The 15,819-nt window shown below is 71.6% G+C and carries 10 protein-coding genes; 8 read left to right on the top strand and 2 right to left on the bottom strand.

Annotation, left to right across the window (positions count from 1 at the left end):
- The first annotated feature begins 364 nt into the window (after positions 1-364).
- Entirely contained in the window at positions 365-1,333 is a 969-nt protein-coding gene (locus AHOG_RS12560; RefSeq protein ID WP_260403805.1) for a putative sulfate exporter family transporter, read from the top strand.
- Positions 1,334-2,464: 1,131 nt separating this feature from the next.
- Positions 2,465-5,476 (top strand): AfsR/SARP family transcriptional regulator, encoded by a 3,012-nt coding sequence (locus AHOG_RS12550; protein ID WP_169725849.1) that lies wholly within the window; start codon positions 2,465-2,467, stop codon positions 5,474-5,476.
- Between the two features lie 682 nt (positions 5,477-6,158).
- Here AHOG_RS12550 and AHOG_RS12545 read toward each other — a convergent pair.
- Entirely contained in the window at positions 6,159-7,973 is a 1,815-nt protein-coding gene (locus tag AHOG_RS12545; protein ID WP_245856714.1) for an ABC-ATPase domain-containing protein, read from the bottom strand.
- 308 nt (positions 7,974-8,281) lie between these two features.
- Here AHOG_RS12545 and AHOG_RS12540 point away from each other — a divergent pair, with 308 nt between their 5' ends.
- Both AHOG_RS12540 and AHOG_RS12535 read left to right on the top strand, forming a co-directional pair.
- Complete coding sequence (locus AHOG_RS12540; RefSeq protein WP_093941520.1) at positions 8,282-9,334, top strand: bile acid:sodium symporter family protein; 1,053 nt, start codon at positions 8,282-8,284, stop codon at positions 9,332-9,334.
- Positions 9,335-9,424: 90 nt separating this feature from the next.
- Entirely contained in the window at positions 9,425-9,862 is a 438-nt protein-coding gene (locus AHOG_RS12535) for an SRPBCC family protein (protein ID WP_093941519.1), read from the top strand.
- 265 nt (positions 9,863-10,127) lie between these two features.
- Here AHOG_RS12535 and AHOG_RS12530 read toward each other — a convergent pair whose 3' ends face one another.
- The gene (locus AHOG_RS12530) at positions 10,128-10,661 is read right to left on the bottom strand and encodes an adenine phosphoribosyltransferase (protein WP_093941518.1); all 534 of its coding nucleotides are present in this window, start codon (positions 10,659-10,661) and stop codon (positions 10,128-10,130) included.
- Positions 10,662-10,818: 157 nt separating this feature from the next.
- Between AHOG_RS12530 and AHOG_RS12525 the strand changes: the two genes are divergently transcribed.
- The 4 genes from AHOG_RS12525 (at position 10,819) to AHOG_RS12505 (ending at position 15,808) form a co-directional block, all read left to right on the top strand.
- Positions 10,819-11,619, top strand: a complete 801-nt coding sequence (locus AHOG_RS12525) for an SAM-dependent methyltransferase (protein WP_093944399.1) — start codon at positions 10,819-10,821, stop codon at positions 11,617-11,619.
- Positions 11,620-12,211: 592 nt separating this feature from the next.
- Positions 12,212-14,386, top strand: a complete 2,175-nt coding sequence (locus tag AHOG_RS12515) for a catalase (RefSeq protein ID WP_093941516.1) — start codon at positions 12,212-12,214, stop codon at positions 14,384-14,386.
- Between the two features lie 102 nt (positions 14,387-14,488).
- Entirely contained in the window at positions 14,489-14,905 is a 417-nt protein-coding gene (locus tag AHOG_RS12510; protein WP_169725848.1) for a CBS domain-containing protein, read from the top strand.
- A gap of 312 nt (positions 14,906-15,217) precedes the next feature.
- Complete coding sequence (locus tag AHOG_RS12505) at positions 15,218-15,808, top strand: DNA polymerase ligase N-terminal domain-containing protein (protein ID WP_093941514.1); 591 nt, start codon at positions 15,218-15,220, stop codon at positions 15,806-15,808.
- The last annotated feature ends 11 nt before the right edge of the window (positions 15,809-15,819 follow it).

Genomic DNA, 15,819 nt, shown 5'->3' with positions numbered 1-15,819 from the left:
GCCCCACGCACGGGCGGGAGCCCGTGACGAGACCAAGACGACGGCCGCCGAGACCGCCCGCCGCACCACGGAGTCGACGGCCCACGGCGCTCGCGCCGGTGTCGGGTCGGCACGCGCCCCGACCGACGGAGACCGCTCGGCCGACGCCGAAGGACGCTCCCCCGGCCTCGCTCCTCATGCCCACGAGTCCCGATCGGACCACGCCGTGCCAGGCCGGCTCGGTCACGACGGCACCCCCGCCCCGGCGGGCGGCGGTTCGACCGCCGCCGCCGAGGACGCCGACCCGCCCCGGCACCCGGATTCGCCGGGCGCCCGGCCCGGGGAGCTTCGCGCCGTCCGCACCCGTCCGGTCGCCGGCCTCCGCCTGGTTCCCGGCCTCGTCGTCGTGGCCCTCGCCGTCGGGCTCGCGGCCTCGCTGCACGCCCTGCTCCCCTCCCTCGGGCTGGTGACGGCCGCGCTGATCCTCGGTGTGCTGGCGGGCAACCTGCCGGTCCTGCCCGCCACGGCCTCGGTCGGCGTCTCCTGGGCGACCCGCAGACTCCTGCGCACCGGTGTGGTGCTGCTCGGGCTCGGGCTGTCGGTTCCGCAGCTGCTCGGCGTCGGCCCCGGCGTGCTGCTCGCCGTGCTGCTCACCGTGGCCGGGACCTTCCTGATCACGATTCGGCTCGGCAGGCTGCTGGGACTCTCCCGCGGCCTGTCGCTGTGCGTGGGCACGGGATTCGCGGTGTGCGGCGCGTCGGCGGTCGCGGCCGTCGAGAGCGTGATCCGACGCGAGGAACGCGACGTCGTGACCGCGATCGCCCTGGTCACCCTTTACGGCAGCCTGTCGGTGGCGGCGCTGCCGCTGCTGGGCGGGGCGATCGGACTCGACGAGGGGCAGCTGGGCCGGTGGATCGGGCTCAGCGTGCACGAGGTGGCCCAGGTGGTGGCCGCCGCGTCGCCCGTCGGCGAGGGCGCCGTCACCGAGGCCGTGGTGGTGAAGCTGAGCCGGGTGGTCCTGCTGGCACCGATGATCGCGGCGATCGGTCTCGCCGAGCGACGGCACCGGTTGACGCGGGATGCGCGGGGGACACGACCGCCGATGATTCCGCTGTTCGTGTCGGGCTTCCTCGTCGCGGTGGCCGTGCGCAGCAGCGGTCTGCTGCCCGACGTGGTCCTGGATCACGCCGCGACGCTGACCACCGTCCTGCTCGCGGCGGCGTTGTTCGGTCTCGGCACGACGGTGCGGGTCGCGGCGTTGCTGCGGACCGGCCCGCGTGCCCTGCTGCTCGGACTCGGCTCGACGATCGCGGTCACCACGCTGGCGTGGGTCACCCTGTGGGCGCTGGGATGACCGCCGCTCGGGCGGGGCGGGTCTCGTCGACTCGCCGCACCGGTCGATCCGACGACCGTCCGGTCACGCCGTGCCGTCGGGAACCGACCACGCTCGCACCCGGTCGGCGTAGGGCGCGGAGGAGTCGAGCAGGTCCCGATGAGCGCCAAGGCGGACTCGGGCGCCGTCCATGAACGGCGCTCGACGGCACGGACGGCCGAGCTGAGCCGGTGCGCGATGATCACGAGGATGCCGCTTCGCGCCGCGAGGGCGGTCTCGGCCCGCGGATCCCGGTGTGCGGTGACCTCGTCGAGCACGACGATCGGCGCGGCGGCATGAGCCCGGCTCAACGCGATGAGGTGCGCCTGGCCCGCGGAGACGTCCCGTCGCCGTGGCCCAGCGCTGCGTCGAGGCCTCCGGCCCGTGGACAGGCTGGGCCGCGCCGACCTCGGTCCCGGCGGCGAGGAGGACGTACTCGTCGGCCGTCGGCGCCGGATTCTCCCGAACGGTGCCCGCGGACGGGGGGTCTCCTGCGGGATGGGGACGATCCGCTCGCCTCGGTCGGCCCGAGACAGCGCCGCGAGGGGCTCCGCTCCGCGTGTGACCGTCCCCGGGGAGGGCCGCGGACCCCCGACCACCGGACCGGCCAGGTCGACCGTCGATGCCGCTGGACCCGATGACCGCGAGGTGGTCGCCGGGCCGGAGGTCGATGGAGAGGGGTCCCGGACGATCGGCGCCGCGGCCGCAGGTGACGCCCCGGACGCACAACGACGGTCCGCCTCGGCGCGCCGGAACGTCGACGGCGGTGTGCGCCCCGCTCGAGTGCGTCGCCGACGCCCGCCTGCCCACAGCGGAGCGACGGCCGAACCCGCCGGGCCCGGCGCGGATGTGCGCCCCGGAGTCGCCCCGTCACCCGGAGTCCATCTCAGCGGCCGTTTGCCGGCCGCATCGCGCCGACCAGCACGTTCTACACTCGTTTCATGGTCATCTCGTCTTCCTCGCTCGCCCCGGGGTACGGGTGACGACGCCGCCCTCCCGCCACCGCCGCGGATGAACGATCCGGATCACGTCATGACCCGCACCCGGAGGGAACCGAGCCGTCGGTGACGGGGTCTATTCACGACGAGGGGACCTTCGATGGGTGCGAACGACGTGAAGACTGAAGACGGCGAGCCGATGTTCCGGCTCCTGGGTGCCGTGGACGTTCGGATGGCGGACATACCGCTCGGGCCGCCGAAGCAACGCTGCGTGCTGGCCACACTCCTGTTGGAGCCCGGACGCACGCGCACCGTCGAACAGCTCATCGACGCCGTATGGGGCGAGCATCCCCCCGCGTCGGCACGCAAGGCGATCCAGGTCTACGTCTCGAACCTCCGCCGGGCACTGAGCGGTCGGACGACGGCCGTCCTGGCGACCCGCCCCGAGGGATACCGACTCACCACACCGGAGGAGACGGTCGATCTGTTCGTGTTCCGTGCCCTGCTCGACCGAGCGAAGAACGAACACGGACCACGTCGCCGGGCGCTGCTGCACACGGCGGTCCGGCTATGGCGGGGCGACCCGCTCGCGGGTGCGGGCGAGAGCGACTTCGTCCTGCGAAACCGGCTACGTCTCCAAGAGGAACGGCTCACCGCACTCGAGGCTCGGATCGCGGCGGACCTCGAGGCAGGCGAGATGGAGGGACTGGCGCGCGAACTGGGCGGCCTGCTCGCGGAGCATCCGCTGCGGGAACCGCTCTATGAACTCCTGATGCGCGTCCGATGGGCCGAGGAACGCCCCAACGAGGCGCTCGCCGTCTTCGCGCGGGCCCGGGAGTCGCTGTCCCGCGAACTCGGGACCGACCCCGGCACCGGCCTGCGACGGCTGCACCAGCAGTTGTTGACGGCCGACGGAGGTTCCGCCGAATCGAAGCAGGCCAGGTCGGGGCCGGCCCAGCTCCCGGCGGGAACCGCACAGTTCACCGGTCGACGGACCGAGCAGCGGCGCATCCTCAGCCTGCTCCAAGACGACGACCCGAGCCTCAGTCCCGTGATCATCGTCGACGGCATGGCGGGCGTCGGCAAGACCGGACTGGTCCTGCGCTGCGCCCAGCAGGCCGCCGACGGCTTCCCCGACGGCCAGCTCTACCTCGACATGCGCGGCCACGGGGGCGGGCATCCGGTGTCCGCGCAGGAGGCACTCGAGCGGCTGCTCCGTTCCCTGGAGGTCCCCGCCGAGCGGATACCCGACGACGAGTCGGCGGCCGCGGCGCTCTATCGCAGCACCCTGGCCGGTCGCCGCCTGCTCATCGCCGTGGACAACGTGCAGCACGCCGAGCAGCTGTACCCGCTGATCCCCGGCGACAACCAGTGCAGGCTGATCGCGACCAGCAGGCGCAGGCTCGGCGGCTTCATCGCCACGACCGGCGCGCATTCGGTGACCCTGGACGTCCTCTCCCCGGAGGAGTCGGTCGAGCTGATCGGCCGGGTCGCAGGCACCCATGTCGTGCGGCGTGAGCCCGCGGCGGCCCGGGCGCTGGCCGCGTTGTGCTCGTACCTGCCGCTCGCGCTGCGGATCGCCATGGCACGGATGTCGGAGGACCGAGGGCTCGGGGAGCTGGCACGCGGACTGATCGAGGGGCGCAGGCTCGCCGATCTCCAGTTCGACGATGATCCGCACGCCTCGGTCCGCACCGCGTTCCACCAGTCCTACGTCCTGCTGCCCGAGGCCCAGCAGCGGCTGTTCCGCCGGATCGGCCTGAGCGGCCTGGCGCAGATCGACGCGCACAGCGCCGCCGCGCTGCTCGACGTCGACCACGGCCAGGCACGACGGCACCTGATGGCGCTGGCGGACGCGCACCTGGTCGAACCCGGCGAGCATCGGGGCTTCCGGCTGCACGACGTGGTCCGGGAGTACGCCACCGAGCTGGGCACCGAGCAGGACCCGCCCGCCGAACAGGACACGATGATGACGCGGCTGCTGCGACACTTCCAAGGCAGCGCCGAGGCCGCGGTCGCGCACATCATCCCGACACACGAGCGGCAGCCCAGGACTCCGGGGGCGGCCGGGCTGGAGTTCGCCGACCGGGCGGAGGGCCTCGACTGGCTGGACGCACAGCAGGTCAACCTCGTCATGCTCGTGGAGCACGCCGCCGGGCAGGGCCGCGGCCAGGCCGCCTGGCGACTGGCCAACGCGCTGTGGCGCTATCTGCTCTACCGCAGGCACATCACCTACTGGCTCTCGACGCACCGCACCGCGTTGCGGGCCGCGGAGCAGGCGGGCGACACGACGGGCGTGGCCGTGACGCTGACGCACCTCGCGATCGGCACCTGGAACGCGGGTCGGTTCCAGGAGGCGTCCGAGCTGGCGAGCCGCGCGCTGCACCTGCACCGCCACACCGGGAACTGGGTACACGAGTGGCGAACGATGAACAGCCTGGCCAATACGGCCTTCCGACTCGGCAACACCACCGAGGCCCTCGACTGGCACCAGCGGGCCGCCGCGTTGTGCCGCGAACACGACGCCAACGCGATGCTGGCGGGCACGTTGAACAACAAGGCACTGCTGCACGAGCAGCTCGGCGAGTTCGAGCAGGCCCTGTGCTGCGCGGAACAGGCGCTCGCCGCGTACCGAGAGGTCGGCGACCGCACCGGCGAGGCACGGGTTCTCACCAACGTGGGCAAGATCCTCGCCCGAGGCGACGAACCCGCCAGAGCACTGGCGGTGCTGCACGACGGCCTGCGGATCAAGCGGGAGCTCGGCGATCGGGACAGTCAGGCCGCGCCGCTGACGAATCTCGGGAGCGCCCTGGCCCGCCTGGGCAGGCACGCCGAGGCCGCCGCACACCACCGCGAGGCGCTGGACATCGTCGGCGGCACCGAACCGACCGTGGCCGCCGAGATCCTCAACAACCTCGGTCTGGCGCTGACCGCGCTGGGCAACGGCGTCGAGGCGCTTCGCCACCACCGCGCGGCGCTGACCTGGGCTCGTGAATGCCAGAACCGCTACGAGGAGGGCAGGGCACTGGACGCGCTCGCCACCGCTCACCTCTCTCTCGGGGATCGGGGCGCCGCGACGGAACGCCTGCGGGAGGCGCTGGCGGTCTACGAGACCCTGCAGGGCCCGGAGGCCGAACAGACCCGCAGGCGTCTCGCCGAGGCGGAGTGCCCGTGCGGTGATCCGTGATCCTCGGTTCGGCCGCCGCGGCCATCGGTCGAGGGCGCCGGTCCGAAGGAGCGAAGAGGCTTGCCGATCCGGAGATCGGAGAGGTCCGCCACGCCGAAGGATCGAGAACGTCCACAGATCCGAAGGGTGCGATGAGGTCCGCAGATCCGGGGAGCGGCGACGATTACAGACCCGGAGCGTCGATGTCGACTCCGATCCAGCCGGTCGACGTCGGACGGCACCGTGATCCGGCGGATCGAGGCAGGTTCCCACCGCCGGGCGGCCGCCGCGCTCGACGGCGGCCGACCCTGCCGGCGACACGGACCGCCGTTGCGGCGCGGCCGCCTTCCGGCCCGGGGGCGGGTCATCCGCCCGAAACCGGCGTCGGTACTGGCCACCGACCGATCGCGACCCGCTGCGGCACCACCGTCACCCGCTCCGCAGGCTCTCGAGGCGGTGCGGGCGGCCCCGTCCGCCATCCCGCTCACCCGCCGCGCCGTACCGGAGGCTCGGACCGCGCTCGGTGACCGCGCGGTCGGGTACCGGCCGTCCCGGCGGCCGATCCGGCCGGGTACGGCACCGCGGCCGCCCTGGCCGCACAGGGGCGCGTCGCCCCGCCGCCGCCGTGAGACATCGCGATCCCCATCGTCGCGGCGCCGGCGAGAACCCGTGCCTCCCCCGCCGCGAGTGAGGCGCGGACGGGTCAGTCGGCGGTGAAGCCGGCGACACGCAGGCCGCGCAGCCGGTTCAGCGCGGCGGCGACCTCCAGCATTCTGGGCACGGCCAGATCGCCGGCGAACCCGTCGGCAAGCACCTCGAGACCCTGATCGGCGATCTCGGCGGCGAGGGACTCCAACGCCGCGCGAATCGGTCGACCGCCGTCGAGCCTGTCGCCGATGGTCAATGCGGCCAGCGCGAGACCGACCCCGACGAGCTGCGCGGGGTCCACCAGCTGTTCGACGGCGCGCAGGTCGATCTCCGCCTCACCCAGCAGCACCGCGTCCCGTCCTCTGGCGCGGATTCGACGCCGCGGCCCGATCGCGGCGGCGAGCGAGTCGCCTCGGACGATCCTGGCCCGGACGGGAGGGAAGGGGCGGTCCTCCCCCTCGGCTCGCTCCCCGCCGAGCAGCCGTGCACGTTCGGTGACCTCGTACGGCCGATAGGACTCCATCATGACGACCCGGTCGGCGACGGCCAGGTAGTCACCGGAGCCGCCGGTGACGACGATCGTCGACACCCGATGATCACGGGCCAACGATCGTACGACGTCGAGCAGGGGCGTGAGCGGCTCGTGCTCGGCCGCCACCAGGGCGCGCATCCTGCCGTCACGGATCATGAGGTTGGTCGCGGCGGTGTCCTCGTCGATCAGCAGAGCCCGCGAGCCCGCCTCCAACGCCTCCACGATCGACGCGGCCTGGGAGGTGGAGCCGGAGGCGTCGGCCGTGCTGAAGTCGTCCGTGGCGGTGCCCTGGGGAAGGTGCGAGAGGAACGCGCTGACGTCGGCCCTGGTCACCGCGCGGCCGTCCTCCGCGCGGATCTTCACCGCGTCCTGCCTCGTCACGACCAGTTCCCGACCGTCGCCGGGGGCGTGGTCGTAGACGCCGTGTTCCAGCGCCCGCAGCAGGGTGGACTTGCCGTGGTAGCCGCCGCCGACGACCACCGTGACGCCCTCGGCGATCCCGAGTCCGCTGACCTCGCCCCGATGCGGCAGCCGGACCCGGACGGTCATCGACTCGGGGGCGCGGAACGGCAGCGCGCCGCTCATGGGCTCCTCCTCCACGCCGGAGCGCCGGGGCAGGACGGCGCCGTCGGCGACGAAGGCGACGAGCCCCAGATCGGGGAGCATCTCGCGCAGGGCGACGGCGTCCTCCACCGTGGTGACGAAGCGGCGGGCCGTCGCCAGATCGGCTCGGTCCCCACACACCGCGTCGACGGCGGCGGGCAACGTGTCGAGCAGCGCGCAACGGGCGGCGACGCCGTCGATGCGGCGGCCGTGGGCAGGAAGCGCCAACGCGAAGCGCAGCGTCAACTCGCCGTCGACGATGCGACCGGCGCTGCGATCGAGGATCTCCGGACCGCCCACGTCCACGGCGAACGGCCCGGTTCCGCGAGTCGATCGGCGCGAGCCGGTGTCCTCGTGTGCCCCGTGCTCCGATCGCGCTTCTGTCGTGCCCAGGGCGGCGGCGAACCGGCGCAGCAGATGGCAGCTGGTCGCCCGCACCGCGGCCGGAGTGCACCACAACTCGACGGGCAGACCGGCCTCGGCCGCGGGGACTCGCACCTCCAACCGGCTCGGCGGAGCGAACGGGTCCGCCTGCACTCGACGAACGCTCAGCGTGAACCGCGGAAAGACCCAGTCGCCGTGCAGATCGCGATAGGCCGGATAGCCGCCGCCGTCGAGCCGTTCCAGCAGCGCGGCGAGCGCGTTCACGTCGCCGCCGCCCGCGCCGCGCGAACGCGGCCGTCCCCGATCTCGCGCAGGCGTGCTGCCGCCGGCGCGTCCGTGTCGTCGAGTCACGTCGGACTGCCTATCACGAGCACGGCCGCCGCCCGGCAGGGCCGGTGCGCCGGCGGGGAGCCCGCGGGCTCCCCCACACCGGCGACGCGGCGGTCGAACCACCGGTCGGCGACGGCAGCGGCTCGTCGCCCGCGGCCTGCCGCGGTCACAGTCTCGGCCGCAGCCCGGCCAGGGCGTCTACCGGGACGCGGCGCGGCAGACGGCCTGGCTGAGCAGGCGCGACGTCGGGGTAGCCTTCGGCGCGTGTCCAGACCGGATGGTCTCCCGCCGTCCGGGACGACGACACACCCCGGTCGACTGGAGGAGCCATGACCGACGGCGCTTCGCCGCTCATCCGCCTCGCCACAGCCGTGGGCCGCTGGTTCGCGCTGCTGGTACTGCTCGGCGCGATCGTCGGTCTCCTCATCCCCGGACCTGCCGCGACGCTGGCGCCGTGGGTTCCCCTGCTGCTCGGCGTGATCATGTTCGGGATGGGTCTGACGCTGCGCGGCCGGGACTTCGCCCTGATCCTCAAGCGGCCCTACGCCGTGATCGTCGGGCTCATCGCCCAGTTCGTCATCATGCCGCTCACGGCATGGGTCATCGGCACGCTGCTCGGGCTGGCACCGGAACTGATGGTCGGCATGGTGCTGGTCGGCGCCGCACCCGGCGGCACGGCGTCCAACGTCATCGTCTACCTCGCCAAGGGCGACGTGGCCTTGTCGGTGACGATGACCTCGGTCTCCACGCTGCTGTCCCCGCTGTTCACCCCACTGCTGGTCTTGTGGCTGGCCGGATCGGCGCTGCCGGTGGACGCGGGTGGTCTGCTGCTGTCGATCGTGCAGGTCGTCCTGGTCCCGGTGGTGGCAGGCCTGCTCCTCCGCACGTTCGCCGGCCGCGTCGTGGAGCGGGTGCTGCCGTTCCTGCCACTGGTGTCGGTGACGGGAATCGTCCTCGTGGTGGCCGCGGTGGTCGGCGCCAACGCCGCCGCGGTGCTCAGCAGCGGCCTGCTCCTCGTGCTGGCAGTGGTGCTGCACAACTCGGCCGGTCTGGCGCTGGGCTGGTTCGCCGCGCGGTTCGCAGGCTTCGACGAATCGGCACGGCGCGCGGTCAGCGTCGAGGTCGGCATGCAGAACTCCGGGCTCGCGGCGAGTCTGGCCACCGTGCATTTCACCCCCCTGGCCGCGCTCCCCGCCGCGCTGTTCTCGGTGTGGCACAACATCTCCGGTGCGGTGATCGCGACGTACTGGGCACGCAGGGGCACGCCCCGCGGTCCGGTCGACACCCCGGCCGCAGGCCAGGACGGGGCGCTCGACCCAGCCCCCGACGCCGATGTCGACACGCCCGGCGACGGCGACGGCGGGGCCGCCGAGCAGCGATGACGATCGCCGCCCGACGCTGTGTTGATCAACACCACTCACATCGCGCGAAGTTCGGGTATCAAGCAGTGAGACGTCAACTCTGGAGGCACGATGGAAGACCGTCAGATCAGCGCGACCCGCACCATCTCCGCGCCCGCCGAACGCCTGTTCGCCATCGTGGCCGACCCGTCGAAGCACGCGCTGATCGACGGGTCGGGAACGGTCCGGTCGGCACAGGACGGCACACCGGACCGACTCGAACTCGGGTCGCGGTTCGGGATGACGATGCGCCTCGGCGTGCCCTACAAGATCCAGAACAGAGTGGTGGAGTTCGAGGAGGGCAAGCTGATCGCCTGGCGGCACATGGGTCTGCACGTCTGGCGCTGGGAGTTCCGCGCGCTGGACGAGGAGCGCACCGAGGTCGTGGAGACCTTCGACTGGTCCGCGGTCAGGTGGCCGAAGGCCTACGAGGTGGCAGGCATCCCGCGCCGTAACCTCCGATCGATGCAGGAGACCCTGCGCCGCATGGAGCAGATCGTCCTGATCTGATCGAACCGGCGATGAGGACGCCGCGGCGGCCCGGGCGGCCGGCGCCGGCGCGGTCGGGGGAGCTGTCGCAGTCGAGAGGACGGCGCTGTCGGCGTGGCCTGGGGCGACTCCACCACGGTGGGCCCGAGCTCGGGCCGAGGGCGTACGGCCGACGACGATGGCGGGCGGTCGACGTTCGGACGGACGAGGCCGCCCGCGCCTGCCGTGCAGTGAGCATCGGGGATCGAGTCGTCGCGCCTGCCGCGCCCGGCGTGGTGCGTTCGACTCAGAAGCCTGCGGCGGGCACGTCACACAGCGAGGCGACCTCCTGGCCCGCCAGGGTCCGGTCGGCGCCGAGGCCCGCCAGGCTCACCAGGGTCGCCATCCCGGCCACGGTGCCGCCGGCCGCCGTCACCAGCCGTGCGGCGGCGGCGAAGGTGCCTCCGGTGGCCAGGAGGTCGTCGACGATGAGGACCCGGGTGCCGGGGAAGACCGCCTGCCTGCCGATCTGCAGCGTGTTCGTGCCGTACTCCAACGAGTAGCTCTCCTCCAGCACCTCACCGGGGAGTCTGCCGGGCTTCCGCGCCAGAATGAGCGGCCGCGCCGCGTGCCGGGCCAGGGCGGCCCCCAGGACGAACCCGCGTGCCTCGATGGCCAGAACCGCGTCGAACCGCTCGGCGAACCGGCGTGACAGCTCCGTCACCGCCGCACCGAACAGCTCTGGATCGGCGTAGATCCCGGCCAGGTCGCGGAAGAGCACACCCGGCGTGGGGAAGTCCGGGATCGACACCAGGCTTGCGGCAATGCGGTCGGCCAACACCGGGCGAACCTACCTCAGCCGAGGTTGATCTCGATGGGCCCCCGAGCACGAGAGACGTGAGCGATCACGGGGCGACCACCCGACCAATGTAACGTCACTCACCCATTCGAGCAGGTTACATACCGAGAGCCACGGATTCGGCGCAGTGGAGGTCACCGTGACGGACAAACAGCCCAGCCTTCCCGAGACGATCGACGTCGATCGGCCGAGTGCGGCACGGATCTACGACTACGTCCTCGGCGGCAGCACCAACTTCAAGGTGGACCGTGAGTTCGCCGAGCGTGCCCTGGCCAGATTCCCCGGCGCGCGCTTGGTGGCCATGCTCAACCGATCGTTCCTACGCAGGTCCGTGCAGTTCTGCCTCGATCAGGGCATCCGGCAGTTCCTCGACATCGGTTCCGGCATCCCGACCGTCGGCAACGTCCACGAGGTCGCGCGGAAGATCACCTCCGACGCTCGCGTGGTCTACGCCGACAACGAGCCCGTCGCGATCGCCCACAGTCGGCAGCTCCTCTTGGACGACCCGAACACCACGGCGATCCTGGCCGACGTTCGCGAGCCGCGCACTCTGCTCGACCATCCCGAGGTCCGAGAGCTGCTGGACTTCGATCAGCCGGTGGCCGTCCTGATGGTCGCCCTGCTCCACTTCGTCCCGGACTCCGACGATCCGGCCGGCATCGTCGCCGCGTATCGAGACGTCATGGCCCCCGGCAGCATGCTGGTGCTCTCCCACGGCACCACCGACGGCGTCCCCGAGGTGGCCGCGTTGGCCGAGCAGTACAAGCAGAGCGCCAACCCCGCCACCATGCGCGGCCGCGACGAGATCGCCGCGTTGTTGACGGGCTTCGAGATCATGCCGCCCGGGGTGGTGTTCACCGCCGCCTGGCGAGGCGATCGTGAGCACGAGGACGCGCTGCCCGAGCAGTCCGGCGCGTACGCGGCGGTCGGCAGGCGCTGATCCGCCACGACGAGCTCTCGGTTCCGCCCGGACGGCCCGCCGCCCTTCCCACGGCGACGGCGGGCCGGTCGCCGTGAGCGGTGAGACCGCCGCCGTGCCAGGCGAGGGAACCTGCGAGATCGGCATTCCGCTGATCGCGGACACGATGCCACTCCTGCTCTTCGCCGAACAGCAGGCCCGACTCGAGCCGCCCGTGATCGCGTGCTCGGCGCCGTCCTCGGGGCGATGCCGTCGCGAGCAGACGAGTCCAGGTCAGGCCGGCTTCAGGACGAGCCGCACGGCGCAGGGCGGACAAGGCGACCCGAAGACCGCGGGCGGAATCCGCCTACCGGGACCGACCGTGTTCGAAGGCCGCCCTGATCCAGCCCGGCGGGACGGAGACAGGACCGGTCAACGGCAGGCCGGCCGAGGCCGGTAGGGCCGATCTCGTCCAGGCGGGTCGTCTCGCCGCCGGTGGTGCGCGCTCGACGCCACCGCATCGACGCTCGGGTCTCGCTCGAGACCGCACGGACGACGTCCGCCACACGTTAGCCGGGCCGGTCTCCGGGTATTCGACGGCGAAAGCCGGGCATCGAGGATCAGGAGGACGACCATGGCGGTCTCGCCGGAGCCGGAAGAGCACCCCGTCGATCCCGCCAGAGGAGGCGACGAGAAGGACGCGGATCTCGCCTCGGCACGGGTGGACCCCGCCGGCGCGAGGCTGACCACGAGCCAGGGCGTCCGAGTCGAGCACACCGACGACTCCCTGACCGTCGGCGAACGCGGACCGACCCTGCTCGAGGACTTCCACGCCAGGGAGAAGATCACCCACTTCGACCACGAGCGCATCCCAGAACGGGTGGTACACGCCCGCGGCGCGGGCGCCTACGGGTACTTCCAACCGTACGACGACTCGCTGGCCGACCACACTGTCGCCGAGTTCCTGCGCGACCCCTCCATCCGCACCCCGGTCTTCGTCCGGTTCTCCACCGTCGCGGGCTCCCGAGGCTCCGCCGACACGGTGCGCGACGTCCGAGGCTTCGCCACCCGCTTCTACACCAGGCAGGGCAACTACGACCTGGTCGGCAACAACATGCCGGTGTTCTTCATCCAGGACGGCATCAAGTTCCCCGACTTCGTCCACGCCGTGAAGCCGGAGCCGCACAACGAGATTCCGCAGGCCCAGTCCGCCCACGACACCTTCTGGGACTTCGTGGGCCTGCACCCCGAGTCGCTGCACGTCGTGATGTGGCTGATGTCGGATCGATCGCTCCCACGCAGCTACCGGATGATGCAGGGCTTCGGCGTCCACACCTTCCGGCTCGTCGACGCCGCGGGAGTCGGCACCTTCGTCAAGTTCCACTGGACGCCGAAGCTGGGCACGCACTCGATGATCTGGGAGGAGTATCAGCGCGTCGCAGGCAATGATCCGGACTTTCACCGCCGGGACCTCTGGAACGCCATCGAGGCGGGTGATCACCCGGAATGGGAACTCGGCGTCCAGCTGGTACCGGAGTCCGACGAGTTCTCCTTCGACTTCGACCTGCTGGACGCGACGAAGCTGATCCCGGAGGAGATCGTCCCCGTGCTGCCCGTGGGCAGGCTGGTCCTCGATCGCAACCCGGACGACTTCTTCGCCGAGACCGAGCAGATAGCCTTCCACACCGCGAATCTCGTCCCCGGAATCGACTTCACCAACGACCCACTGCTGCAGGCTCGCAACTTCTCCTACCTGGACACCCAGCTGATCCGGCTCGGCGGGCCGAACTTCAGCCAGCTCCCCGTCAACCGGCCGATCACCCCCGTGCACGACAACCTGCGCGACGGATACGGACAACAGCGCATCCACCTCGGCCGCGCCCCTTACCACAAGAACAGCCTCGACGCCGGGTACCCCATGGTGTCCAGCAACGCCGAAGGCGGCTTTCGTCACCTGCAGGAGAAGGTCGAGGGGCACAAGATCCGGACCCGCAGCGGGAGCTTCGCCGATCACCACAGCCAGGCGACCCTCTTCTGGAACAGCATGTCCGGCTGGGAACGCGAGCACATCGTCGCCGCCTTCCGCTTCGAACTGGGCAAGTGCACCGATCGGCAGGTGCGCGAGCGCGTCGTCGAACACCTGGACCGGATCTCCCGAGAACTGGCCGAGCGAGTCGCCCCGGGCATCGGCATAGCGACGCCGACGGGTCCGCCGCCCAGGACGCACACCGACGCCTCTCCGGCACTCAGCCAGGAGAACACCGTCCACGACACCGTCCGAACCCGCACCGTCGCCGTCCTGGCGGCCGACGGCGTGCGTGGCGGACTGCTGCGCTCGCTACGCTCCGCACTGACCGAGATGGGGATGATCGTCGAGGTCGTCGCGCCTCAGGAGGGCCCGCTGCGTGCCGAGGAGAACGACGAGGGCCACGAGGACGGCCCGGTGGTGACGGCGGATCGCGCGTTGCCCACGATGGCGTCCGTGCTCTACGACGCCGTGCTGGTCGCCGACGGAGCGGAGTCGGTCGACACGCTGCGCGCGGACGGCGGCGCGGTGCACTTCGTCGCGGAGGCCGTCCGACACGCCAAGACGGTGGGCGCCCTCGGCGCGGGGGTGCAACTGCTGCAGACGGCGAACCTGACCGGCTTCCGCCTCGCCCAACCAGGCGAGGACCTGGTGTCGGACCAGGGCGTCCTCACCAGCGGGACCACGCATGACCAGACGCCTACGCGCTTCCTCACCTCCTTCGCGGACTCCGTGGCGGGGCACCGAGTGTGGACGCGGAACACCACGGGGCTCCCGGCATGAATCGTCGCTGGTCGACGGGCTGCGGGGTTTGGCGGTAGCTGGATCGAGGTAGTACGCCTACCACCGGCCCGACCGACCTCGGGCAGGATGGAGGAGACCTCGATGACTGCCGCTCGACACATCATGACCCCTGACCCGGCGTTCCTCCGCGTCGAGGAGACGCTCCACTCGGCCGTGAGCCGTATTCAGGAGCTCGACGTGGAGTCGATGCCGGTCTGCGACTCCGACGGCGGTCTCGTCGCCATGCTCGGCCAGCGAGACATCATGCGACAGGTGCTCGCAGGCGGTCTCGGCCGGGAACGGACGACCATCGGCGAGCTGGACGGCGACAAGCCCGTCAGCATCCTGCCCGACGACTCGGCCGAGGGGCTGATCAACATCATGATCGATCACCGGCTTCGCCGGCTGCCGGTGTTGGACGGCTCCCGGCTGATCGGTGTCGTCTCGCTCGCCGCAGCGGGAGAGGCGATGCCTGACGGCGATGTCGCGCTGCTGATCGAGGCTCTGTCCATCCCATGATGTGTTCCCGGCGAACAGGTGATCATTCCCTCCGCTCGATGCCCTGGCCGACGGACGAGCACCCTCGACGGGTTCCTGCGACGCCTCGACGGGCGGGACAGGGCCGGCAGCGATGCGCGTCATCGCGCGCGAGACGAGCCGACGGGGGCTCCAGCGGAGACGGTCTCGACAGAGAGGAGCCCGCCAGGTGACGCCGGGGCCGGAGACCTGACCGGGCGGGACGCCGACGCGGCAGGACACCACACGAGCCGAGGAGGAACACGGGCGGCGGTACGGACGAGGCCCTGAGACATGAGGGAACGGAGTACGGACATGTCCCACGACGAGCGGCTGAAGGCCTACACGGGCAGGCGTGACACTTCGGTCTCCGGCGAGCCGAGCGGCGGCGAACCCGGAGAGCGTCCGATCTTCGTGATCCAACGCCACGACGCCCGTCGACTGCACTTCGATCTGCGATTGGAGATCGACGGCGTCCTCGTCTCCTGGGCGGTGCCGCGCGGGCCGTCCCTCGACCCCGGAGAGAAACGGCTGGCCGTGCGCACCGAGGACCATCCGATGGACTACGCGGGCTTCGAGGGCGTGATTCCACGGGGCCAGTACGGCGCGGGAACCGTCGTGGTGTGGGACACCGGAACCTACGACAACCACTCCCACGATCGGCGAAAACAGCCGGTGAGCGTCGAGGACGCACTGGACAGGGGTCATCTGACCTTCTGGCTGCACGGCCGCAGGCTCACGGGTCCGTTCGCGCTCACCAGGACTCCCGCCGCCGGACGGCAGGAATCGTGGCTGCTCGTGAAGGCACGCGGCGAAGGCGTGGACCGTCAGGCACATCTCGCCGAGAACAGCCTCGAATCGGTCTTGACCGGCCGCACGAATCACGATCTCGCCGAAGGCTCCTGATCGACCGGGCG

This window comes from Actinoalloteichus hoggarensis, from assembly GCF_002234535.1.
GTDB lineage: Bacteria > Actinomycetota > Actinomycetes > Mycobacteriales > Pseudonocardiaceae > Actinoalloteichus_A > Actinoalloteichus_A hoggarensis.
The sequence above is the reverse complement of the archived record's forward strand: the minus strand, read 5'-3'. Positions and strand labels throughout refer to the sequence as shown.

Bases quoted from the DNA above. Each gene is read 5' to 3' on its own strand.
- AHOG_RS12515 (WP_093941516.1), top strand. From the start codon at position 12,212: ATGGCGGTCTCGCCGGAGCCGGAAGAGCACCCCGTCGATCCCGCCAGA.
- AHOG_RS12505 (WP_093941514.1), top strand. From the start codon at position 15,218: ATGTCCCACGACGAGCGGCTGAAGGCCTACACGGGCAGGCGTGACACT.
- AHOG_RS12510 (WP_169725848.1), top strand. From the start codon at position 14,489: ATGACTGCCGCTCGACACATCATGACCCCTGACCCGGCGTTCCTCCGC.
- AHOG_RS12540 (WP_093941520.1), top strand. From the start codon at position 8,282: ATGACCGACGGCGCTTCGCCGCTCATCCGCCTCGCCACAGCCGTGGGC.
- AHOG_RS12535 (WP_093941519.1), top strand. From the start codon at position 9,425: ATGGAAGACCGTCAGATCAGCGCGACCCGCACCATCTCCGCGCCCGCC.